Source organism: Nevskia sp. (assembly GCF_051860985.1).
Classification (GTDB): domain Bacteria; phylum Pseudomonadota; class Gammaproteobacteria; order Nevskiales; family Nevskiaceae; genus Nevskia.
Window position 1 is genome coordinate 16394 of sequence record NZ_JBIMKV010000021.1, and the last position, 22709, is coordinate 39102.

Below are 22709 nucleotides of genomic sequence, written 5' to 3' on the forward strand. Positions count from 1 at the left end.
GGCTCTTCTACAATGCGGGCCCCGCAATGCCGCTGAAGCTGCCATGACTGTCGTCGATTTCGCCTCGCTGCCCCGTCTGCTCGGTGCCCACTGCACGGTCGACCCCGACCGCCTGAAGCGCTACGAGATTCCCGAGCGCGGCGAGCCGGGCAAGGCCAGCGGCCTGGTCGTGCCGCGATCGGAGGCCGAGGTCGGGCAGCTGCTGGCAACCTGCAGCGCCCACGGCATCCCGCTGGTCATCAGCGCCGGCCGTACCGGCCTGGTGGAGGCGCAGCGGCCGGAAGGCGAATGCGTGCTGAGCCTGGAAAAGCTCAACCGGCCGCTGTCGTTCACGACACCGGACGGCGAGCGCTTCCGTTTCGACGAGAGCGCATCGCCGGAAGCCGCCGCCGATGCGCTCGGCGCCTGGTGGCGCGGCCTCGGCCAGCCGCCGGCCCACGACGGCGTGCTCGAAGTGCAGGCCGGCATGGCGGTCGACGCCGTCAATCTGATCCTTGCGCCGCTCGGCCTGATGTGGCCGATGGAGATGGGCTCGTCGAGCGCGGCCAGCGTCGGCGGCTGCATCGCCAACGCCTCGGCCGGCGCCAACGCGGTCTGCTACGGCACGGCAGCGCATCTGGCGATCCAGGCGTTCGGTTACAGCGGCGACGGCCGCGAGGTCGTCAGCGATGCACCGGCCTGGAAGCCGGTGCCGGCCGATGTGCTGGCGATCAATTCGGCGCAGCCGCGCCCGGAATGGGGATTGATCGGCACCCAGGGCGTGCTCGGCGTGATCACCCGCGCGACGCTTCGCGCCTATGCGATCCCGGTGCAGCGCGAGGCGGCGCTGATCCCGGTCGCCGACATGCCGGCGGCGATGCGCATCCTGGCGGCGGCGCGGGCGCTGTTCGGCGACGATGTCGAGGAATTCGAGTTCATCGGCAAGCCGGCGCTGGAACTGGTGCGCGAGCTGAAGGGCGAGGCGTTCCGCTCGCCGCTGGCCCGTCACGAGGCACCGTACTACCTGCTGCTGCAGGTGAAGTCGCACAAGGCCCATGTCGACCTGGCCGGCATGCTCTACGAATTCTTGGCCGACGATGTCGGCCTCGCCGAGGACGACATCGGCTACGCGCCGCTTAAAGTCCTGAAGGAAATCCGCCACTCGATCACCGAGGCCAGCAACGCGCGGATGCGCAAGCTCGGCGGCGGCCGGCTGAGCTTCGACACCGCCACCCCGGTGGCCGTGTTCGGTGACTACCTGAAGGTGCTGGAGCAGGAGCTGCGCGCCGAATTCCCGCAAGTGGCGCTGATCGCCTTCGGCCATGCCGGCGTCGGCGGCGCCCACCTGCATGTGCTCGGCTCGCCGGAATCGCCGGCGGCGGTCCATGGCAAGGCGCTGACCCGCATCCTGTTCGACGTCACCCAGGATTTCGGCGGCACCTTCAGCGCCGAGCACGGCGTCGGCTCGAAGTGGGGCAGCGAGTTCATCGCCCGCGCGCCGAAGGCGGTGCAGGAGGCGCTGGTCGCCGCCAAGCGCCGCCATGATCCGCAGCTGACCCTGAGTCCGCGCAATTTCGCGCTGGAGCGTCTCTTGCAAGCCTGACGCCCGCGCGGCTGGTCCGCCGGCGCTGCGCCCGTCGATGCGGGAACGGCGTCGGCGGCCGTGCCTGCCTTTCGATCGAACAAACACCTGATTCCATGAGCGCCATCCTGCTGCTCGCGCTGTGCCTGGGCATTGGCCTGGCCATGGCGCGCCACGAACGCCTGCCGCCCGGTGCGCCGCAGGCGCTGAACTTCTGGATCGTCAACATCGCGCTGCCGGCGCTGATCCTGGTCGAGATCCCGAAGCTGCATTTCTCGCGCGAGCTGCTGTTCCCGGCGCTGGCACCATGGCTGGTGTTCCTCGGCGCGGTGCTGATCTTTCCGGTCGTCGGCCGCCGGCGCGGCTGGAGCCGAGGCACCATCGGCGCGATGGTGCTGACCTGCGGCCTCGGCAACACCGCCTACATGGGGCTGGCGATGGTCGAGGCGCTGAAGGGCGCGGCCTTCGTGGGTCCGGCGGTGATCGCCGACCAGTTCGGCTCGTTCGCGGCGCTGTCGATCGGCGGCGTGATCGTCGCGGCGATCTACTCCGGCGCGCCGCCATCGATCGGCGACATCGCCCGCCGCATGCTCGGCTTCACGCCGTTCCTGGCGCTGATGGTGGCGCTGGCGATCTGGCCGCTTGGCGGCCTGCCGGAGGTGCTGCAGACGGTGCTGACCCGCATCGGCCAGACGCTGACGCCGCTGGCGCTGTTCTCGGTTGGCCTGCAGCTCAAGTTCAGCGGCATCGGCGCCCAGTGGAAGACGCTGCTCGGCGGGCTCGGCTGGAAGATGGCGATCGCGCCGGCGATCGTCTTCGGCGCGGCCTGGGCGCTCGGCCTGCAGGGCCCGATTCCGGTCGCCGGCATCCTGCAATGCGCGATGCCGCCGATGGTCACCGCCGGCATCCTGGCCGAGCAGTACAAGCTCGATCCGCTGCTGGCCAACCTGGTGGTCGGCGTCGGCACCTTGCTGTCGCTGGCGACGCTGCCGCTGGCCGCCGCGCTGCTCTGAGCCGCGCGGCGAGGCCAGCGGCGCGGCTTTACTTCGCAGCGACCGGCGCGGCCTGGGCGTCGAGTGCCGTCTTCAGATCGTGCGAGCGCTTGATCAGGTACTGGCGGATCGCCTCGACCTCGTCCAGCGAGAAGCGGCCGGCGAACGACGGCATGCCGCGATCGGCCTTCGCGCCGGCAACGATGCCGGCGAAGATCGCGTGCTTCTCCGGCGTCAGGTAGCGCAGGTCCGGAATCACGCCGCCGCCGACCGCGTTCAGGCCGTGGCAGGGGGCGCAGGCGCCGAGGAACAGCTCGGCACCACGGGCCAGCGTCTTGGCATCAGCCTTCACTTCCTGCAGTTCCGGCAGCGGCACCGCCTCGTGCTTCGGCGCCGGCAGGCTGGCCTTGCCGCCCAGCTTGAAGCTCAGCACCCGCGCTTCCGGCCGCACCTTGGCGTAGTTGGCGATTGCGCCGCCGATCAGCGGGAACACGCCGCCCCAGCCGGCCATCACGCTGATGTACTGCTCGCCGTCGATCTCGTAGCTGACCGGCCCGGCCATGACACCAGAATTGGCTGGCGATTCCCAGAGCTTCTCGCCCTTGTCGGCCGACCAGGCGACGACCCGCCCGTCAGCCGTGCCCTGGAACACCAGATTGCCGGCGGTGGCCAGGGTGCCGCCGTTCCAGATGTTGGCGTGGGTCTGGCTCCAGACCTGCTTCTGGGCGATCGGGTCCCAGGCCACCAGCCGGCCTTTCAGCGAACCGGCGATCTGGGCGACCACCTTGTCGTCATCCGGCAGCGGCAGGTCGCCGCCGATGTTCCAGACGCCTTCGCGATTGTCGAAGCCGGGCGCCTTGTGCGGCGCCATCAGCGAGGCGACATCCTGCACCGGGATGTAGACCAGACCGGTCTTCGGGCTGAACGACATCGGCTGCCAGTTGTGGGCGCCGAACGGCCCCGGCGCGACGATCTTGGCTTCCTTGCTCCAGTCGGCGACCTTCTGGTCGACCACCGGCCGGCCGGTCTTCAGATCGACATGGGTAGCCCAGGTGGTCGGCGCGAATTTCTCCGCCGACAGCAGCTGGCCGGTCTTGCGATCGATGACATAGAAGAAGCCGTTCTTCGGCGCATGCAGCAGCACCTTGCGTGGCTGGCCCTGGAACTCGACATCGGCGAGCACGATGTTGGCGCAGGCGTCGTAGTCCCAGTTGTCGTTCGGCGTTTCCTGGTAGTGCCAGGCGTATTCGCCGGTGGCGGCCTTGACCGCGACGATCGAGGAGATGAACAGGTTGTCGCCGTCCGGCTCGCCGCGTTCCAGCTTGTTCCAGCTGACACCGTTGCCGGTGCCGAAGTACAGCAGGTCGGATTCCGGGTCGTAGGCCATGCCGTTCCAGACCGTGCCGCCGCCGCCCTGCTGCCAGTACTGGTCGCCGGTCCAGGTCTTGCGCGCCATCGTCATCGCGGCGTTCTCGTCCGGCTTCTTCGGATCGCCGGGCACGGTGTAGAAGCGCCAGGCCAGCTTGCCGGTGTCGATATCGAAGGCCGACACATAGCCGCGGGCATTGAATTCGGCGCCGCCGCTGCCGACCAGCACTCGTTTGCCGATCAGCAGCGGCGAGCCGGTCAGCGCGAAGGTGCGGCCCGAGCCATCGCTGGCGTCGGATTCCCAGGCCTTGCTGCCGTCGGCGGCGTTGATCGCGACGATGCGGCCATCGAAGGCGGCGACGAACACCTTGCCGTGGCCGATCGCCACGCCGCGGTTGACCACATCGCAGCAGGCGTTGCCGGACTTCGCGCGATTGACCTGCGGATCGTACTTCCACAGCAGCGCGCCGGTCTTGGCGTTGATCGCGTAGACGATGCTGTAGGCACCGGTGGTGTACATCACGCCATCGGCGACCACCGGCGTGGCTTCGGCGCCCCGGTCGACATCGACCTTGTAGGTCCAGGCCAACCCGAGCCCGCCGACATTGCCGGCGTTGATCTGCTCGAGCGGACTGTAGCGCTGCTCGTTGTAGCCTCGGCCGGTGCTGAGCCAGTTGCCGGGCTCACCATCGGCGGCGGCGATGCGTGCGCTGTCGACCGTCTTGCCGGCCGCCGTGGCGTTGGCGACCGTTGCCTCGGCGGCGGCGGGGGCGGCGGCTTCCCGCTTGCAGCCAGCGGTGAGTGCCGCAAGGCCGGACAGGATCAGCAGGGGCAGGGCAAGCGTCGGTTTCATGGACAGGTTTTCCGGACAGGGCGGGGCAGTCGGCGCGACTGGCGCGAGACAATAGCCGAGCCGCGCCGACAAAGCCCCCACCCAAAAGAGAGGGGTGATGACCGGGCCGCCGACCCCGGCGTTCAGGCGACGCGCAGACGTGCCTCTCCGGCCTCCACCGGTACCGGGCGCGAATGGCCGCGACAGGCCTGGAACGGGTCCCAGTCCGGACCGTGCTCGGGAAGCGCACTGCGGTCCGCAAGCACACGGCCTTCCCGGAACTCCTGCAGCAGGTCGCGGCCGAGGATCGCCGACGCGGTGCCGACGCCGCCGCGCAAGGTGAACGCGACGCCGTACAGGAAGCTGGTCGATGCGCCCGCCAGGTACAGGCCGGCGATCTCGGTCTTCACCGACAGCCGCCGGAACGGGCCGATCTGGTCCTTGGCGTTCTCCGGGCCGTAGGGCATCCGCGACAGCGTGAAGCGCTCGTGGGTCAGCGGCGTCGCGGACTCCTGCAGCAGGATGTGGCCGCGCAACTCCGGCAGCGCGCGCAGGGTGCGCTCCAGCAGCACGCCTTCGATCTCGGCCTTGCGCTGGCGATAGACCGGCGACCACTTGTAGCCGGTGCCGGCCATCGGATCGCCGCCGCCCCAGAACCCGTAGTCCGCCGGCACGGCGCAGAACATCTCGATGGCGCTATAGCCGGGCGGGCCGTAGTGGCGCACGCCGCCGGTCTTGAGCGTCGGCGAGCTGATCGCCAGCCAGCCCTTCGGGTCCCACTGGCCGCGATCGAGCAGGTCGAAGGTGGTCTGGATGTCGTAGCGGTCGTGCAGGATGACGTTGGTCGCCGGCCGCGTCTTCGACAGATCGATGTCGGCGCCGAGATACATCGAAAAGATCGAGTGCGGACGGCGGAAACGTCGAATCCGGTTGCGCGTGCGCGCGCTCAGGTGGCGCGGCTCGATCAGGTCCTGGAAGGTGCGGTGGGCATCGGCGTTGCTGACCACCACGTCGGCGCGCAGGCGCTCGCCATCGACCAGGGTCACGCCCTGCACGCGGCCGGCCTCGATGTCGATCGACCGCACGCGGGTGCGCGTCCGCACCTGGCCGCCGTGGGCGCGGATCACCTCGACCAGGTTGGCGGCCAGCACCTGGCCACCCTGGGTCGGGAAGAAGGCGCCGGACTTGAAGTAGTGCTGCAGCAGTACGGCCACCAGCAGGGCCGGCGTCTTGTTCGGCGGCGTGTTGTGCAGGTGCACGAGCGACAGCAATGCGGCGCGCGCGTGCAGCCCGAGCTTGCAGCGGTCGAACAGGTGCCCGATCGGGAACTCGAGCCCACGCGCGATGGCGAGCGCTTCCAGCGGTCGCTTGAGCAGCGGCAGTATCACGCCAACGGAGTGCGGCACGTCGTTGATCCGGTCCGCGCCCTCACCGATATAGCGCAGCTCCTTGACGCATTGGGCCAGGCCGTCCGCGTCCTTGGGGAAGCACTGCCGCAGATTCTCGGTGAGGCCGTCCCAGCTCGCCGGTACCCGGAACTGGTGCTCGGGGAAGGTCACCGTGTCTACGCCGGTATCGTCGAGGCGCGACCAGGCGATGCGGTCCTCCACACCCAAGCCGCGCAGCACGGTGGCAATGGTGCCGTCGGAACCCGGCAGACAGCCGCCGACGTAGTGGACGCCGCAGTCGAATTCCCAGATGCCCTTGCGCCGGAACGTCTGTGAGCAGCCGCCGACGATCTCGTGCTGCTCCAGCACCAGCACGGACTTGCCGGCGGCGGCCAGGCAGGCTGCGGTCGACAGGCCGCCTAAGCCCGAGCCGACGACGATCGCATCGAGCTTGCGCGGCCGTACCGCCGTGTCGGCGCCGGCCGACAACGCGATGTCGAGCAGCGCCAGCCGATCGGTGAGCTTGACGCGCGGCCGTCCCGCAGCTGTACCCGCCGTCCGTTCGGCGTGGTCGATCCGCTGCCAGTGCGCGTCGCGCACGAGCTGCGGCTGCCGCTCCGCCAGCAGGCCGGCGACCTCGTCACGACCCGGCCTGCGCGCGGTGCCGATCCGCTGCGCGGCGACGTCGTCGAGCAGCGCGCGGACCGTATCGAGCGCGCACTTACGGTTGGAGCCGATGATGCCGCTGGGGCCGCGCTTGGCCCATCCCGCGACATAGAACCCCGGCTTGGCTTGGCCGTGTTCGAGCACCCGTCCATCGAGGTTGGGCACGACGCGCGCCTGATGGTCGAACGGCAGGCCCGGCAGTTCCGTACCGGCGTAGCCGACTGCGCGCAGCACGAGGCCCGCTTCGATGTCGTGGCGGTCATCGGTGGCGGCGGCGTGCCAGCCGCCGCGCGCGTCCCGCACCAGTTCATTGCGGGCGACGCGCACGCCGGTGACCTTCTGCTCACCGAGCACCGCGAGCGGCGATTCGAGAAAGCGCAGGACGATGCGGCGCCGGCCCGGCGTTGCCGGCCGCGCGGCGAAACCCCGCAGCAGTTCGAGCTTGCGCAGCGCGACGGCATCCGCGCCCTGCTGCCGGGCGTCCTCGGCCGACGGCAGCGCATCGGCATCGACGATCACGTCAACGTCCGGCAGGTGGCCGAGTTCTTCGAGCTCGGGCGAATTGAAGGCCGCCTGCAGCGCGCTGCGGCGGCCGAGGATCAGCACTTCCCGGACCTGGCTCGCCCGCAGCGCGGACAGCGCGCGGTCAGCGATGTCGGTCCTGCCGAGGGCGTTCGGATCGGACACGAGGATGCGCGCCACATCGAGCGCGACATTGCCGTTGCCGACCACCACCACGCGTTCGTGGGAGAGGTCGAAGCGCAGGTCTGCGGCGTCGGGGTGGCCGTTGTACCAGGCCACGAATTCTCGCGCCGAGCAGGACCCCGGCAGGTCTTCGCCCGGAATGCCCATCGGGCGGTCGCCAGCCGCGCCCTGCGCGAACAGCACCGCGTCGTACCACTGGCCCAGCTGGGTCACGCTCACCTCGCCGCCGACCTGCAGGTTGCCGAAGAAGCGGAATTCCTCGCGGCTGGCGACGCGCGCGAAGACCTCGGCGATCTGCTTCTTTTCGGGATGGTCCGGCGCCACGCCACCGCGCACCAGGCCCCAGGGCGTCGGCAGACGATCCAGTACGTCGACTTCGATCGGCGGCTTGCTCAGATGGACCATGCGGCCGTCGACCCAGGTGCCGGCAGGACTGCCCAGGAGGTGGGACGCGGCATACATGCCGGCGGGTCCGGAGCCGACGATGGCGATGCGCAGCGTGCGTTGGGTTTCAGCCATGACGGGGCTCCGCGAAGTGGGCGGCGTTCATCTGGACGGCGGCCTGCCAGCGCGCGGGCAGCTGGTCGGCAGCGAAGACCGCGCCGACCGGGCAGGCCTCGACGCAGGCTTCGCAGTCGATGCAGCGCGCCGGATCGATGTACAGCTGTTCGGCCTTCAGGAACGCCGGATCGTCCGGCGTCGGCCCGATCGCGCCGACCGGGCAGACCTCCACGCAGGAGTAGTCGGCGATGCAGGGTGATGCGATCACAAAGGTCATGCGGTGACTCCTCCAGGCGAACGGGTGAGCCGGAGGGTCCTGGCCGTCCGGTCTTTGCATAACAGTGTTATGAACCGTATAACGCTGTTATGAAACCTGTCAACCCACCGCTGGGCCGCAGCCGACTGCTCGACATCGCCGCCCATATCCTGGCCACCGAGGGCGCCGGCGCGCTGACCGTCCGCCGTCTGGCCAGCGAAATCGGCAGCTCGACGATGTCGCTGTACAGCCACTTCGCCGGCAAGAACGAACTGATCGAGGCGATCGCCGACGAGTTCGTGATCCGCTTCGGCGAGGCGTTGAAGTCCGTGCCGGTCACCGATGACCCGCTGTACGACTTCGTCTGCATGTCCCATCGCTACCGGTCGATTTCGCTGGAGAACCGCGACCTGTACCGGGTCGCGCTGGTCAGCGGCCGGCTGTCGATCGAGCGCGATGCGCCGCGCGGCATGAAGGGCATGTTCGACTACTGCGTCGGCGCGGTGGCGCGCTGCATCGCGGCCGGCGCGCTGACCATCGACGACCCACGCGCCGGGCTGCTGGTCATCTGGACCGGCGTGCACGGCCAGGTGGCGCTGGAGATGGAGCAGGTGTTCCCGGACGCCGCCGCAGCGGCGGGCGCATGGCTGAACTGCTTCAGGGCGATGCTGCTGGGTCTGGGAGCGGTGCCGGCCCGTGCGGATCGGGTGTTCCGCAGCGCCCGGCCGTATCTCGATGCCGGCAGCGGGCCAACTGCGGCGGCCGTCGACCCGGCAATCGCGCCGCAGCTTGCGCGCAAGCGTCAGCGCGGCGGCTGAGCGGCTCGCACAGCACGGCGCGCAGGGTCAGCGGGCCGGAAGAGGTTCCGGGCCAGTTGAGCGGTGAAGGAAGGGAATGGTGCCGGCAGCAGGGCTCGAACCCGCGACCTTCGCATTACAAATGCACTGCTCTACCAACTGAGCTATGCCGGCACGTTGCGGGCGAAAGTTTAGCCGAGTCCGTCCGCCGGTTTCTCTGATGAGCCGGACGCAGGCCGCGCCTGGGTGGCCGCCGGGCGCGCGCTGTCCGGGCCTTCGTCCGGCGATTTCGCGCATTGATCGATCCACGACTGGGCGAGGTAGCGAATTCCGGCGCGCTGTCATTAGAGTGCAACGCTTTTCTGACAGGCGCTGCGCGCCAGGACCTTCCGTTGAAACTGACCTGGGCCGCTCTGGCCATGACCCTGGCCGTTGGCGCCGTGGCGGCGACGCCGAAACCACCGGCTGCGCCTGCCATCGAACAGCCGGCACCGACTGCGTCGCGATTGGCGGTGCCGGTCGCAGTGCCCGTCCATCAGCAGCTGCGTCATCAGGGCGGCTGGATGGTCGACCGCGACGGGCGGGTGGTGATCCTGCACGGCGTCAATGCGGTCTGGAAACGGGCGCCGTACGCGCCGCCGGATTCGGTCGATGGCTTCACGGCCGCCGATGCCGACTGGCTGGCCGAGCACGGCTTCAACGCCGTCCGACTCGGGGTGCTGTTCGCCGGTGTGATGCCGCAGCGCGGCGTGATCGATCACGACTACCTCGACCGCATGGATCGGGTCGTAAAGCTGCTAGCGGCGCGGCAGATCTACGTGATGATCGATTTCCATCAGGACCTGTTCGGCGAAAGCTATTCCGGCGAAGGCTTCCCGGCTTGGGCGCAGCCGGCGCGCACCGATGGCCTGCTGCGGGCCGGCTTCCCGCTCGGCTATGTGACGCCGCGCGTCAGCCGCGCCTTCGATGGCTTCTGGAACGATCCGCAGGGCCTGCAGGCGGCGTATGCGCAGGCCTGGGTGGCGGTCGCCAAGCGCTGGCGCGATGCCGACTACCTGATGGGCTACGACCTGATCAACGAGCCTTGGGGCGGCAGCCACTGGCCGGTTTGCGCGCGGCCCGGCGGCTGTGCGCGCTTCGAGCTGGACAAGCTGCAACCGCTCTACGAGCAGGTGCTGGCCGGCATCCGCGCGGTCGATCCCGACAACATCGTCTGGCTGGAGCCGCAGGTGCTGTTCGAATTCGGTGCTGATTCGCACCTCGGCAGCCGGCCGATCGCCGATCCCCAGCTGGGCCTGTCCTGGCACAACTACTGTATTGCCGCGCCGCTGGTGAAGGCGACCGGCGCGGCCGAGTCGCAGACCTGCAGCAAGCTGTCGCGGCGCGTCTACCGCAATGCCGACACCGTGGCGCGGCGGCTCGGCTCGGCATCGGTGCTGAGCGAATTCGGCGCCAGCGACGACGCCCCGGACATCGCCCGGGTGGCGGGCCGGGCGGACGAGCATCGGGTCGGCTGGATGTACTGGTCGTACAAGGACTGGGGCGATCCGACCACGCAGGGGCAGGGCACCGGCGCGCAGAGCATGTTTCAGCGCGACACCGACCTGGCCTCGGTGAAGCGCGCCAAGCTGATGGCGCTGGAACGGCCGTTCCCGCAGGCGATCGCCGGCGTGCCGCTGGACTACGGTTTCGATGCCGCCAGCCGCCGCTTCACGCTGCGCTATTCGACGACGCTGGCCTCCGGCCGCAAGGCGCCCCGCGATGCCGTCACGCTGATCCACGTGCCGGCGCTGCACTACCCGGACGGCTACACGGTGCAGGTGCAGGGCGGCCGCGTGGTGTCGGCGGCCAATGCGCGCCAGCTGCGGGTGATCGCCGACGAGCGCGCCACGGAGGTGACGATCCGGGTCACCGAGCGCCTCGACGGCCACGCCAGCTTCTAGGCCTCCATCGGCAGCGGCGGCGGCGTGCGCTTCTGCAGACGCCGCGCCAGCGGCCGTTCTCATCGCGCTGCACCAAGACAGTGATCGCTCGTCGCACCGGTGTGCGCTGAGGCCGGCTGGCTGCCGTCCTGCGTACGGTGGCTCGGACGAGGCGCGCTGACAGCAGCTGATCGTTCGTCATCGCGGATTCTTCAAGCGATTGAATCGGAGAAGAAAAAGGCGAATCAAAATGCGTCTTCAAGTGCCTGACACAGCCGATTCCTGCGTCATAACCGGCTGGCATATCGTTTGCTACACCTGTTTTCATCAAGCCGCGACGAGACGGCCAGTGGTTCGGGTTGGATGAATTTGCAGGCCGTGAACGGGGCGAACTGACATGGGTACTTTTACGCTGCTGGCGTCGTCGACGGCGTTTGCGCCGGAAGAACTTGAGGCAACGCGTCCACCGCTGTCGGTTGACGCAGTGATCCGCGAAAACCATGGGGCCCTGCTGAACTTCCTGCGTCGCCGCATGCGGACGCCGGAAGATGCCCACGACGTGGCGCAGGAAGCCTATGTGCGGATGATGCAGTACGAGGGTGCGCGCAACATCCATTCGCCGTCCTCGCTGCTGTTCCGGATCGCGACCAACGTCGCCAACGATTTCGCGCGCGCCGATCAGTCCCGGCGGGTTCAGGACCAGTGCAACATCGATGACCACGAACTGGCCTCGCGCGAGCCCACGGCCGAGCAGCACATCGCCGGCGCCGAGGATCTGGCTACCTTGCTGTCGGCGATCCGCCAGCTGCCGCAGAAGTGCCAGCAGGTGTTCCTGCTGAGCCGCGTGAAGCACATGACCTATCCGGAGATCGCCCGGCACTGCGGTATCAGCGTCAAGATGGTGGAGAAGCACATCAGCCACGCGCTGGCGGTGTGCATGAAAAAGGTAGGTGACAACGACCGTCACCCGTCTTTCAGGAAGTAGCCCGAATGCGCTGTTGATGCCGGCGGCCTGATTCCCCGCCCCGGCGTTCACCGCAGCGGCCGGCGCAGCCTGCCTGCGTCACCGCCGCGTCTCGTCGGCCGGTGGCTACAGGCCCTGCGCCAGGCCCCGTGCCTGGCCGGGAATGCGCCATGGACGGCGCGAGCAATGCTGGCCTGCATCGCCGTTGTCTGCAGGCGATGGCAGAATTGGAAGATGAACAGCCCGACCTCCACGCAGTTGCGCGACGAAGCCGCCCAGTGGGCCGCGCGTCTGGCGTCCCCCGCCTGCACGGCCGAGGAACGTCGCGCGGCGGAGCTGTGGCGTGCCCGCAGCCCCGCGCATGCCGAGGCCTGGACGCTGGCCACGCGGGTCGAGGACGGCCTGTCGCAGCTGGCACGCGATCATGCCGACCTGCTGGCGATGGCCGATGCCGCGCTGCTCGACAGCGCCGCGCCGCGCGCCGGCCGGCCGCGCTGGCAGGCGGTGGCGCTGGCCGCCGGCGTGGCCGCTGCCGGCGTGTTCCTGACCACGCTGCTGGTCGGCCGCCATGGCGCCGACGACACGGCAACCTACGAAAGCGCGAATACCGTCGACGGCCGCCAGAGCCTGGTGCTGGCCGATGGTTCGAAGGTCGAGCTCGACGTCGGCAGCGCCATCGAAGTCGAACTGCGCAGCGATGCGCGTCGCGTCGCGCTGCTGCGCGGGCGCGCGCTGTTCCAGGTGGCGCACGACAGCAGCCGGCCGTTCTCGGTCGCGGCAGGCGAAGGCCGCACGGTGGCGCTCGGCACCCGCTTCCAGGTCGATCTGCGCGGCGATGCCGTGGCGGTGACGCTCGCCGAAGGCGCGGTGTCGGTGACCGGCACCGGTGATCTCGAAGGGCGGACCGAGCAGCTGCAGCCGGGCGAGGAACTGCGCTACGGCAGCCGCCCGCAGGCCTGGACCAAGCGCAGCGTCGACCTTCAGGCCGCCACCGGCTGGGAGCGCGGGCGGCTGGTGTTCCACGGCGCGCCGCTGGCCGAGGTGCTGGCCGAAGTGAATCGCTATGTCGATCAGCCGCTGCGCATCGCCGATCCGCTGCTGGCCGGCCTGCCGGTCAGCGGCAACTTCATCGCGGGCGACAGCCACCTGGTGGCGTCCGCGCTGGTGCAGACCTTGCCGATCAGCGCCGAAGAACAGGGTCGCGAGATCGTGCTGAGCCGCCGTCCCGACTGATCCGCCGCGCTGCGCAACGCAGGCCCGGCCGCCATGCCACGCATGGCATGAAGTGTGCGTTTGTTCACTCCGTCACGTTATTGCATCGTCCCCACGCGCCATCGCTGCGGCGGTTAGCCGGCGGCGGCGCCGTGGGGCGGGCGTGACATCGCGCCTGACCGGCGCGAATCCAGGGATGGCGCAACGCTGATCCCGTCTGCAAGTCGGTACAGGGTAAAGCGACGCGCATCCGTCCAGAGTTGATCGACGAAGGATTCGGATACCGGGTGTCGCGCATGTGCAGCAGGACGGATCGACGGGAGGGCTGGCGTTTGGTGTTTCGCGCGTCGCTGACCGCATCGCTGCTGGTCTGCTCGGGCACCACGCTCGCGGTGGACGACATCGCGCCGATCGCCTCGGCGCGGGCGGAGACGCGCAGCTACGACATCGGTGCGACCTCGCTGGCCGAGGCGCTGGACCGCTTCGGCGAGCAGAGCGGCCTGCAGGTGGTCTATCCCGACGGCATCACCGACGGCCATGACAGCGCCGCGCTGAGTGGCCGCTACAGCGCCGCAGAGGCGCTGGGCCGGCTGCTGGCCGGCAGTGGCCTGCGGGTGCTGTTCGCCAACCCGCAGACCGTGGTGATCCTGACGGCCGCTGCCGCCGATGCCGCCACGGCTGCCGGCAGCGACGACGAGGGCGGCCGCCGCGTGCAGACCGTGCAGCTCGGCACCGTGCATGTCCGCGACGTGCGCCGCACGCTGCCGCAGGAGGCCAGCCGCTCGGCGTTCGGCTTCGACAAGCCGCTGCTGGAGACGCCGCGCTCGGTGTCGTTCATCAGCAAGGAAACCATCGAGCTGTTCGGCCTCGCCTCGGTCGAGGACCTGGTGCGCGTGGTGCCGGGCGCGTTCACGCCGTCGCGCTTCGGCATTCAGGGCGGCATCGACGTCCGCTCGGTGCCTGCCGATACCTTCTTCCGCGGCATGAAGCGCGTCTACCTGCAGGGCCACGTCAACAGCGTGCTGTCGGCGAATGACTCCATCGAGGTGGTGCGCGGTCCGCCATCGCCGATCTACGGCATGGGCAAGGTCGGCGGCTACACCAACGTGGTGCCGCGCACGGCGCGCGCCAGCGATGGCCGGCTGGTCACCGAGGACCAGGGCTTCGTGCAGCTGGTGGCCGGCAGCTACGACCTGCGTGAAGTCAGCTTCGGCATCGACGGCCCGTTCAAGATCGGCCAGCGCGCCGGCGGCTATTCGGTCTACGGCGCGCTGTCGACCGCCAACGCCTACGCGCGCGGCGTGCCGAACGATGCCCAGCTGCTGCAGCTGTCGTCGAGCCTCGATCGCGTCGCTGGCCGCTTCCGCATCGAATCCGGTCTGGCGCTGCAGCGCTCGATGACCGCCGGCGCATTGATCGGCCGCTTCACGCAGGCGGTGGCCGACAGCGGCCGCTACGTGAAGGGCTCGCCACTGGTGAATCTCGATGCCAACGGCAACGGCCGCATCGGCTTTCTGGAAATGCATCGCGGCTCGCCGGTCGCCGGCACGGTCAGCGTCGTCAACCAGCCGCTGGTGCAGATCTTCCCGTGGCAGTACGACGGCAACGGCCAGCCGCTGCGGCTGGACCAGTTCGCCAGGGTCGCCGGCATTCCGCAGACGCTGTACGACTATCTGGTCGCCCATCCGGAAGCTGATCCCGGCGGCCTGCTGCGCGCGCAAGGCGTGGGCGGGCCGCTGCCGATCTCCGGCTCGGTGCCGATCGGCATGGCGCTCGATCCGCGCACCACCGGCTACGGCAAGCTGGACATCCGCCGCTTCGCAGCCTACGAGCGGCGGCTGGAAGCCGATCTGGCCACTGCTTATGTCGATCTCGTCGACGACGCCGATCCCGACTTCACGATCAAGAACCAGCTGTTCTTCGATTCGATGAACCAGTTCAAGGAGTCCGAGCAGCCGTTCGGCACCGACCAGAATCCGCGCATCTGGGAAGACAAGCTGACCGTCACCCGCCGCCTGAAGGCGCTGCCGTCCTGGCTCGGCATCAACATGCTGGGCTCGCTGAACTACCGCAGCACCTATGCGCCGATTTCCCAGTGCTTCGGCGACTACAGCAACAACCGCAGCGATGCCACCGCCCGCGACTGGCGCGACGACAACGCCGGCATGACACCGAACACGACGTTTTCGGTCTGCACCGCCAATGCCGATCTGCAGGACGACGGCCTGCCGTATACCGTGCACGGCAAGTCGAAGCTCTCAGAGATGGGCGCCGCCGCCTTGTTCGACATCGACTTCGCCAGCGGCACCCACCTGCTGGCCGGCTACCGCATCGATGGCTCCACTGCACGCAATGTGGAGTACGCCGGCACGCTCAACACCACGGCCGGCACCTCGGCGAATCCCGGCGTCTTCGCCAGCCGCGACATGACGGCCAAGGGCTGGGACGACGGCACCTCGTGGAGCATCAGCCTGTCGCAGCATCTGCCGGGGCCGGTGGTGCCGTACGCGACCTATGCGCGATCGAGCCTGATGCTCGACAACAACATCAACCGGGTCAGCAATACCCAGATCGAGCTGGGCCACATCGGTGCCTCGCGGTTCATCGAGTTCGGCGTCAAGACCAGCCTGTTCGACGGCCGGCTGTTCATCAGTTCGGCTGCGTACGAGCAGCGCCGTGTCAGCGTCAACAGCGTCGGCGATCCGAGCCTGGCCAACACCGAGGTCGCCGGCACCCGCACGCGCGGCTGGGAAAGCGAGCTGAAGTGGGTGCCGACGCGCAACTTCCTGATGACGCTCTACGCGCTGAACCAGAAGACCTATTACACGCCGAACCGCGGCGGCAACATCCAGGTCGATGCGCGGGCGCTCGGTTTCCAGGATGTCGTCGATCCGGCGACTGGAGAGGTCATCTATCCGGCCGAGGCCTTCCTGTACGGCGGCCGTGCGTTCGTGGCGCTGCCACCGGGGCTCGATGCCTATCGCGAGAAGCAGGGCAATCCGAACACCCAGCTCGGTTTCACCAGCCAGCTGCTGCTGCGGCCCGGGCTTGGCATCACGCTGAGCGGCAACTATCTGTCCAGTGTTTCGGCCGGCCGTCTGCAGCTGACCGAACTGCCGGAAGCGCGCGTCTTCAATGCCGGGCTGTTTGCCGAATGGCGCAAGTGGAGACTGAAGGCCGACGTCTTCAATCTCACGCATCAACGCTACTTCCGCGCCCGCAATGGCGACACCCTGGCCGACGTGCCGGTGTCGGCGCTGCCGGGCCGACGATTCCAGTTCACCGTTCGCCGCGAGCTGTAGTTCCGCGCCACCCTCCGCAGCACATGCGGGGTAGGGTGGCCCGCCGCATTCCCGTCAGATGAGCAGGGACGCCACACACGAATCGCACGTGTGCGGCGCCCGCCAGACATCCACGGGGAACGCCATGCGCAGCCGCAGAAAGCTACGGAAATCCGGCCACACCCTTCGTGCCGCCACGAAGGACCTCACCGCCGCTCTCGCCATCCTGGTCCCGACCGGCATGGCCTACGCCCAGTCCACCACGCCGCCGGAAGCGCCGGTGACGCAGGAAACCGCACCGCCCGGCGAAGCCTCGGTGCTCAGCGACATGGTGGTCAACGCCAGCGCCATTCCGTCGATCGCCAGCGAGGCGGTCGGCGGCGCCGGCTTCGCCAAGCCGCTGCTGGAAACGCCACGCGCGGTGTCGCTGATCAACGAGGACACGCTGAACCTGCTCGGCATCAACGCGATCGAGGACATCGTCCGCGCCGTGCCCGGCACCTACACGACCACGCGCTACGGCCTGCAGGGCGGCATCAACGTGCGCGGCATTCCGGCCGACGTCTACTGGCGCGGCATGAAGCGCATCACCGCGCAGGGCCATTACCGCACCGATCTGTCGTCACTGTCGTCGATGGAAATCGTCAAGGGTGCGGCGCCGCCGATCTTCGGCCTCGGCCGCATCGGCGGTTACGTCAACCAGCAGCCGCGTTCCGGCGGCAAGGCGCAGACCGGCTCCTACCTCACCGATCTCGCCGGCTTCGTGCAGGGCGTGGTCGGCTCCTGGGACAAGCTGGAAGCGACCACCGGCGTCGGCGGTCCGGTCGATGTCGCTGGCAAGCAGGGCGGTTTCTATACCTACGGCCTGGTGGAGAACTCCGGCTCCTGGGTGCGCCAGGTCAATGTCCGGCAGCGCCTGCTGCAGTCGGCACTGAGCCTGAACAACATCGGCATGTTCCGCGTCGAAAGCGGCTTCCAGGCGCAGAACTCGCAGACATCCGGCGGCTACATGAACCGCGTCACCCAGAGCCTGCTCGACAACGGCCAGTACGTGCGCGGCAGCCCGCTGGTGAATCTCGACGCCGGTGCTGGCGCCAATCTCGATGGTCTCGGCGACGGCTTCATCGGCCAGCGCGAACTGCACGCGAACTCGCCGGTGGCGGGTGCCGTGTCGGCGGCCAACCGGCCGCTCGACCAGCGCTTCGCATGGCCGAAGTGCACCGGCGCGAACGCCCAGTTCGCCGGCCCCGGCGGCTACTGTCTGCCCGGGCATTTCCCGGTGCAGCCCGGCATTCCGGATTCGCTGTTCGCCTATCTGGAAGCCAATCCGAACAAGGACCCGACCGGGCAGGTGCGCGCGGCACGCTCGCTTGGTGCCGGCGTGACGCCGGTGTCCGGCACGCTGCCGGTCGGCTTCTTCCTCGATCCGACCACCACCGGCTTTGCCGACGTCGACTATCGCCGCAACGGCTCCTACGAGCGTTTGCAGAACGCCAATGTCGGTCTGGCCTGGTTCGATCTGGTGTACGACACCGATCCGGACTTCACGATGAAGATCCAGACCTTCACCGACAACCTCGACACCTTCAAGGATTCCTACCTGCCGTACGGCGAGAAGCAGGGCATCCATCGCTTCGAGGAAAAGTTCACCGTCACCCGGCGGCTGCCGGAGAAGTGGATGCCAGGCTGGGTCGACGTCAACACGCTGACCTCGATCAACTACCGGCGTACCGCTGGCTACATCCGCAACTCCAATGGCGACTACGACTATCGCCAGGACGTGCTGCGCGGCGACCCGCAGTACGGCGACGGCCAGCACTATCCGAACACCAAGTTCGCCAACCAGCTCAATGATCCGTCGTGGCGCACCGGTGCGCCGGCGGAAGGCGAGCGGCGCAGCGTCTACGACGAATTCGGCGCTGGCCTCATGTTCGACGTCACGCTGTTCAAGAACACCAGCCTGACCTTCGGCGGCCGCTGGGACGGTTCCACGGCGCGTGACATCGAATACGCCCACAACAACCAGCAGAAGCCGGGCCTGGCCAACTCCTGCAACCTGCCGGGCAATGCCCTGGCCGCACCGACCTCCGCGCAGATCGCCGCATCGGAGCAGCAGCTGCTGGTGCTGACCTCCGGCCGCTGCGACTACGGCCCGAGCTGGGACGATGGCAAGACCTGGAGCATCAGCCTGTCGCAACAGCTGCCGTACGGCTTCCGGCCGTACTTCACGATCGCCGATGCCTCGGTGATCCTCGATGCCTCCAACAACATCGTCGCCAACACCGTCGTCACCGCGCCGGGCGGCCATATCGGCCGCTCCAAGCTGTCGGAAGGCGGCATCAAGGGCAACTGGTTCGGCGGCAAGCTGTTCGCATCGGTGGCGATGTACCGGCAGCTGCGCAGCGATGTCTCCAATCCGGCCGATCCGACCGCCGGTGCCGATTCCTCGGCCACCAAGACCCGCGGCCTGGAACTGCAGATCGATGGCAACCCGACGCGCAAGTTCCACATCGGCATGTACTTCGTCGGCCAGCATCAGAAGTACGTGTTCAACACCAACTCCCAGCTGCAGCTGAACGGCCGCCAGCTCGGCTTCCAGGACATCCTCAACGCCGACGGCTCGGTGCTCTATCCGGCCGAAGCCTTCCTGTACGGCGGTCGCGTGCAGCTGGTGATGCCGGCGGAAATCGGTGCCCTGTATCTGGACCGTGTCGGCGAACCGCGTTACCAGACCGGCATCAACATGGACTACAAGCTCGGCTACGGCTTCGCCTTCCACGTCGACGGCCAACGCTTCTCGTCGTTCTATCTCGATCGCACCAAGCTGGTGAAGCTGCCGCAGTCGTTCACGATGAACACCGGCATCACCTTCGACCGCAACCGGCTGCACCTGAAGCTCAGCGGCTTCAACGTGCTGGATCAGCGCTACTTCCGTGCCGGCACCGGCGATACCAACGTCAACCTCGTCTCGGTGATGCCGGGGGCGGCGGTGCAGCTCCAGGCCAAGCTCGACTACTGAACGCAAGCCGGTGTCCCGCCGGCCGGCGGGACACCGGTCCATCGAAACCCCGCCTGCAGCGGCTGCGCTGCAGGTCCAGGACACGACAGGCAGGTGAAACCATGACTCTCAAGTTGAAGACACTGAGCGGCGCGACCGCAGCCGCCTTGCTGTGCGGCCTCCACTTCGGCGACATCGCCCAGGCAGCCGATACCCCAGTCAAGGCCGCGATCGGCGAGCAGGCGAAGGCGGAGGAATCCGGCCGCAGCTCGCAGAAGCGGATCGACGAAATGGACGATGCGGTGGTCGGCATCGTCGCCAGCTACCGGCAGGCGCTGACCGAGACCAGCAGCCTGAAGGACTACAACGACCAGCTGGCGGTGCAGACCGCTTCGCAGGACCAGGAGATCGCGGCGCTCAACCAGCAGCTGTCGGAGATCGACAAGACCGCCCGCGAAGTGACGCCGCTGATGTCGAACATGCTGGCCACGCTGGACAGCTTCGTGAAGCTCGACACGCCGTTCCTTCCCGACGAGCGCAGCAAGCGCATCAAGGGCCTGAAGGAAATGATGGCGCGCGCGGACATCTCGGTATCGGAGAAGTACCGCCGCATCGTCGAGGGCTATCAGATCGAGATGGAGTACGGCCGCACCCTTGAGGCCTACCAGGGCAAGGTCGGCGACAAGACCGTCGACTTCGTGCGCGCCGGCCGCGTGGCGCTCTTGTACCAGACGCTCGACGGCAAGGAGACCGGTTACTGGGACGCCGATGCCAAGTCCTGGGTGGTCGACAACCGCTACGAACTGGATGCCAAGACCGGGCTGAAGATCGCCAAGAAGCAGTCGGCGCCCGACTTCCTCGTTGTTCCCGTGCACGCCCCCGTGGAGGCCAAGTAATGTCCCGCAAGAACGTCAACGGTCGCGTGCTCGCGACCGCGCTGGTCACTGCCGCGCTGGGTCTGGGCGCGCTGATGTCGCTGAACGCCCAGGCAGCACCGGCCACGCTCGATGAACTGCTCGAGCAGACCAAGACCGTGCGCCAGCGCGAAGAGCAGCTGAATGCCGAGCGCGAAGCCAAGTTCAAGGCCGAGGTCGACAGGCAGTCGGCGCTGATGGCCGAGGCGCAGGCGGAGCTGGGCAAGCAGCGCAAGCGCGGCACCGATCTGGCCGCCGCCTTCGACGCCAACGAGAAGAAGATCGGCGAACTGCAGGCGCAGCTGGAAGCCCGCAGCGGCAACCTGGGCGAGCTGTTCGGCGTGGTCCGCCAGGTGTCGAACGATTTTTCCTCGGTGGTCCGCACCTCGATGATCTCCGCGCAGTTCCCGGAGCGCGAAGCGTTCATGAACGAGCTGGCGGCCACCAAGGCGGTGCCGTCGATCGCAACACTCGAGCGCTTCTGGTTCGAGCTGCAGCGGGAGATGACCGAGAGCGGCAAGGTGGTGCGCTTCAACACCCAGGTGGTCACGCCGGGCGGCGCGCCGAAGGACGCCACGGTGGTGCGCGTCGGGCCGTTCAACGCGATGGCCGATGGCAAGTTCCTCGCCTATCTGCCATCCGAGAAGTCGCTGGCGGTCATGGCCCGGCAGCCGGACGAGAAGTTCCAGGACGCTGCCAAGGCGCTGCAGGACAGCACCAGCGGCTACGCCAAGACGGTGGTCGATCCGACGCGCGGCGTGCTGCTGACCATCTACTCGCTGCGGCCTGACCTGATGGAGCGCATCGAGAAGGGCGAGTCGATCGGCTACGTGATCCTGCTGGTCGGCTTCATTGGCGCCGCCCTGGCGATCTTCCAGTTCGGCTACCTGCTGAAGGTCCGCGCCAAGGTGCTGGCGCAGCTGAAGAACGTGCAGCTGCCGAAGCTCGACAACCCGCTGGGCCGGGTGCTGGCCTCGTTCACCGGCAGCAGCGCCAAGAAGATCGAGGAAGACGCCGAGATCGTCGAGCTTCGCATTTCCGAAGCGGTGCTCAAGGAAGTGCCGAAGCTGGAACGCTTCCAGGCCTTCCTGCGGCTGGCGGTCGCTGCCGGCCCACTGCTGGGCCTGATCGGCACGGTGGTCGGCATGATCATCACCTTCCAGTCGATCACCGAATCCGGCTCCAGCGATCCCAAGCTGATGGCCGCCGGCATCTCGCAGGCAATGATCGCCACGGTGCTCGGCCTCGGCATCGCCATTCCGCTGCTGTTCGCCAACGCCTGGCTGACCTCGATGTCCAAGGCCATCCTGCAGGTGCTCGACGAGCAGAGCACCGGCCTGCTGGCCGGCATCCTCGAGAAGGAGGAAGCCCGCCGTGCTTGAACTGATCCTGGCGCCGATTTCCGCTTTCACCGAGATGATGAGTCTGGGCGGCGAAGTCGTCGCCCTGATCTTCGCGGCCTGCGTGGTGATGTGGTCGATTGTGATCGAACGCTGGTGGTACTTCTTCGGCGTGCTGCCGAAGCAGTCGAAGAGCCTGCTGGCCAGCTGGAATGCGCGCAGCGAGCGCTCCAGCTGGCGGGCCCACCAGATCCGCAAGGCGATGATCTCCCGGCTCAACGCCGGGATGTCGACCAACCTGCTGCTGCTCCGGGTGCTGGTGCCGCTGTGCCCGCTGCTCGGCCTGCTCGGCACGGTGACCGGCATGCTCGCGGTGTTCGACGTGATGGCGGCCCGCGGCTCGGCCGACGCCCGCTCGATGGCCAACGGCGTCTCCGAAGCCATGATCTGCACGCTGACCGGCCTCGCCGTGAGCATCACCGGCCTGTATCCGAGCTTCTACTTCCGTCGCCGCGTGGCGATGGAGACCGAGCGGCTGTCGGACCAGTTCCAGTTCTGAAATCTACTGACCGAAAGCGGGGAACCAGCTCATGCGCCAGCGCAAGCGCGGCATCGTTCACATGGAGGAGAGCACCGGCATCGATCTCGCGCCGATGCTCGACTTTGTCCTCAACCTGCTGATCTTTTTCATCATCACGGCCGTGTTCCTGAAGGAAGTCGGCATCACCGTGAGCCGGCCGAATTCTTCCACGTCGGCCGAGAAGAGCGAGAGCAGCAGCATCGTCATCCTGATCGCCGCCAATGGCGAGATCACGGTCGATCGCAAGGTCGTCGACCAGCGTTCGGTGCGCGCCAAGATCGAAAGCCTGCACGCCCAGAAGCCGGATGACCCGGTGGTGGTCGCCGCCGACCCGGGTGCCGCCACCGGCATCCTCGTCGACGTCATCGACCAGGTCCGCCAGGGCGGCGTGCAGGCCGTGTCGATCGCGCCCACCAAGAGCTGACGCCGCAC

15 protein-coding genes and 1 tRNA gene are annotated in these 22709 nt (G+C 68.1%); 12 read left to right on the forward strand and 4 right to left on the reverse strand.

Annotated elements, in window-relative coordinates:
- Positions 1 to 43: 43 nt before the first annotated feature.
- Positions 44 to 1582 (forward strand): FAD-binding oxidoreductase, encoded by a 1539-nt coding sequence (locus ACTIGJ_RS17110; RefSeq protein WP_439641535.1) that lies wholly within the window; start codon positions 44 to 46, stop codon positions 1580 to 1582.
- A gap of 95 nt (positions 1583 to 1677) precedes the next feature.
- Positions 1678 to 2574 (forward strand): AEC family transporter, encoded by an 897-nt coding sequence (locus tag ACTIGJ_RS17115; protein ID WP_439641536.1) that lies wholly within the window; start codon positions 1678 to 1680, stop codon positions 2572 to 2574.
- Between the two features lie 28 nt (positions 2575 to 2602).
- On the opposite strand, the gene ACTIGJ_RS17120 is transcribed toward ACTIGJ_RS17115, so the two are convergent.
- The 3 genes from ACTIGJ_RS17120 to ACTIGJ_RS17130 form a co-directional block, all read right to left on the reverse strand.
- Positions 2603 to 4774, reverse strand: a complete 2172-nt coding sequence (locus tag ACTIGJ_RS17120) for a PQQ-dependent dehydrogenase, methanol/ethanol family (protein ID WP_439641537.1) — start codon at positions 4772 to 4774, stop codon at positions 2603 to 2605.
- A gap of 122 nt (positions 4775 to 4896) precedes the next feature.
- Positions 4897 to 8031, reverse strand: a complete 3135-nt coding sequence (locus ACTIGJ_RS17125) for an FAD-dependent oxidoreductase (protein ID WP_439641538.1) — start codon at positions 8029 to 8031, stop codon at positions 4897 to 4899.
- Positions 8024 to 8290 carry a 4Fe-4S dicluster domain-containing protein gene (locus ACTIGJ_RS17130; protein ID WP_439641539.1) on the reverse strand — a complete coding sequence of 89 codons (267 nt, stop codon included), beginning with the start codon at positions 8288 to 8290 and terminating at the stop codon, positions 8024 to 8026. Before ACTIGJ_RS17130 ends, ACTIGJ_RS17125 begins: the two co-directional genes overlap by 8 nt.
- An 89-nt stretch (positions 8291 to 8379) precedes the next feature.
- Here ACTIGJ_RS17130 and ACTIGJ_RS17135 point away from each other — a divergent pair, with 89 nt between their 5' ends.
- A complete protein-coding gene (locus tag ACTIGJ_RS17135) occupies positions 8380 to 9087 on the forward strand; it encodes a TetR/AcrR family transcriptional regulator (RefSeq protein WP_439641540.1) in 708 nt (235 codons plus the stop codon).
- A 77-nt stretch (positions 9088 to 9164) separates the two neighbouring features.
- Here ACTIGJ_RS17135 and ACTIGJ_RS17140 read toward each other — a convergent pair.
- Positions 9165 to 9240, reverse strand: a tRNA-Thr gene (locus ACTIGJ_RS17140).
- 218 nt (positions 9241 to 9458) lie between these two features.
- Between ACTIGJ_RS17140 and ACTIGJ_RS17145 the strand changes: the two genes are divergently transcribed.
- From ACTIGJ_RS17145 to ACTIGJ_RS17185, 9 genes are all read left to right on the forward strand, one after another.
- The gene (locus tag ACTIGJ_RS17145; RefSeq protein WP_439641541.1) at positions 9459 to 11009 is read left to right on the forward strand and encodes a cellulase family glycosylhydrolase; all 1551 of its coding nucleotides are present in this window, start codon (positions 9459 to 9461) and stop codon (positions 11007 to 11009) included.
- Positions 11010 to 11385: 376 nt separating this feature from the next.
- Positions 11386 to 11973, forward strand: a complete 588-nt coding sequence (locus ACTIGJ_RS17150; protein WP_439641542.1) for an RNA polymerase sigma factor — start codon at positions 11386 to 11388, stop codon at positions 11971 to 11973.
- Positions 11974 to 12186: 213 nt separating this feature from the next.
- The gene (locus ACTIGJ_RS17155) at positions 12187 to 13185 is read left to right on the forward strand and encodes a FecR family protein (RefSeq protein ID WP_439641543.1); all 999 of its coding nucleotides are present in this window, start codon (positions 12187 to 12189) and stop codon (positions 13183 to 13185) included.
- Between the two features lie 314 nt (positions 13186 to 13499).
- Complete coding sequence (locus ACTIGJ_RS17160; RefSeq protein ID WP_439641569.1) at positions 13500 to 16466, forward strand: TonB-dependent receptor plug domain-containing protein; 2967 nt, start codon at positions 13500 to 13502, stop codon at positions 16464 to 16466.
- Positions 16467 to 16590: 124 nt separating this feature from the next.
- Complete coding sequence (locus ACTIGJ_RS17165; RefSeq protein ID WP_439641544.1) at positions 16591 to 19464, forward strand: TonB-dependent receptor plug domain-containing protein; 2874 nt, start codon at positions 16591 to 16593, stop codon at positions 19462 to 19464.
- A gap of 101 nt (positions 19465 to 19565) precedes the next feature.
- Positions 19566 to 20339: a DUF3450 domain-containing protein gene (locus ACTIGJ_RS17170; RefSeq protein WP_439641545.1), complete on the forward strand. Its 774-nt coding sequence runs from the start codon at positions 19566 to 19568 to the stop codon at positions 20337 to 20339.
- Positions 20339 to 21739, forward strand: a complete 1401-nt coding sequence (locus tag ACTIGJ_RS17175) for a MotA/TolQ/ExbB proton channel family protein (protein WP_439641546.1) — start codon at positions 20339 to 20341, stop codon at positions 21737 to 21739. The genes ACTIGJ_RS17170 and ACTIGJ_RS17175 overlap by 1 nt, the downstream gene beginning before the upstream one ends.
- Positions 21732 to 22256, forward strand: coding sequence for a MotA/TolQ/ExbB proton channel family protein (locus ACTIGJ_RS17180; RefSeq protein WP_439641547.1), 525 nt, complete (start codon positions 21732 to 21734; stop codon positions 22254 to 22256). The genes ACTIGJ_RS17175 and ACTIGJ_RS17180 overlap by 8 nt, the downstream gene beginning before the upstream one ends.
- A gap of 31 nt (positions 22257 to 22287) precedes the next feature.
- Positions 22288 to 22701 (forward strand): ExbD/TolR family protein, encoded by a 414-nt coding sequence (locus tag ACTIGJ_RS17185; RefSeq protein WP_439641548.1) that lies wholly within the window; start codon positions 22288 to 22290, stop codon positions 22699 to 22701.
- Positions 22702 to 22709 lie beyond the last annotated feature (8 nt).

Bases quoted from the DNA above. Each gene is read 5' to 3' on its own strand.
- ACTIGJ_RS17135 (WP_439641540.1), top strand. From the start codon at position 8,380: ATGAAACCTGTCAACCCACCGCTGGGCCGCAGCCGACTGCTCGACATC.
- ACTIGJ_RS17175 (WP_439641546.1), top strand. From the start codon at position 20,339: ATGTCCCGCAAGAACGTCAACGGTCGCGTGCTCGCGACCGCGCTGGTC.
- ACTIGJ_RS17115 (WP_439641536.1), top strand. From the start codon at position 1,678: ATGAGCGCCATCCTGCTGCTCGCGCTGTGCCTGGGCATTGGCCTGGCC.
- ACTIGJ_RS17120 (WP_439641537.1), bottom strand. From the start codon at position 4,774: ATGAAACCGACGCTTGCCCTGCCCCTGCTGATCCTGTCCGGCCTTGCG.
- ACTIGJ_RS17155 (WP_439641543.1), top strand. From the start codon at position 12,187: ATGAACAGCCCGACCTCCACGCAGTTGCGCGACGAAGCCGCCCAGTGG.
- ACTIGJ_RS17125 (WP_439641538.1), bottom strand. From the start codon at position 8,031: ATGGCTGAAACCCAACGCACGCTGCGCATCGCCATCGTCGGCTCCGGA.
- ACTIGJ_RS17150 (WP_439641542.1), top strand. From the start codon at position 11,386: ATGGGTACTTTTACGCTGCTGGCGTCGTCGACGGCGTTTGCGCCGGAA.
- ACTIGJ_RS17170 (WP_439641545.1), top strand. From the start codon at position 19,566: ATGACTCTCAAGTTGAAGACACTGAGCGGCGCGACCGCAGCCGCCTTG.
- ACTIGJ_RS17165 (WP_439641544.1), top strand. From the start codon at position 16,591: ATGCGCAGCCGCAGAAAGCTACGGAAATCCGGCCACACCCTTCGTGCC.
- ACTIGJ_RS17110 (WP_439641535.1), top strand. From the start codon at position 44: ATGACTGTCGTCGATTTCGCCTCGCTGCCCCGTCTGCTCGGTGCCCAC.
- ACTIGJ_RS17185 (WP_439641548.1), top strand. From the start codon at position 22,288: ATGCGCCAGCGCAAGCGCGGCATCGTTCACATGGAGGAGAGCACCGGC.
- ACTIGJ_RS17130 (WP_439641539.1), bottom strand. From the start codon at position 8,290: ATGACCTTTGTGATCGCATCACCCTGCATCGCCGACTACTCCTGCGTG.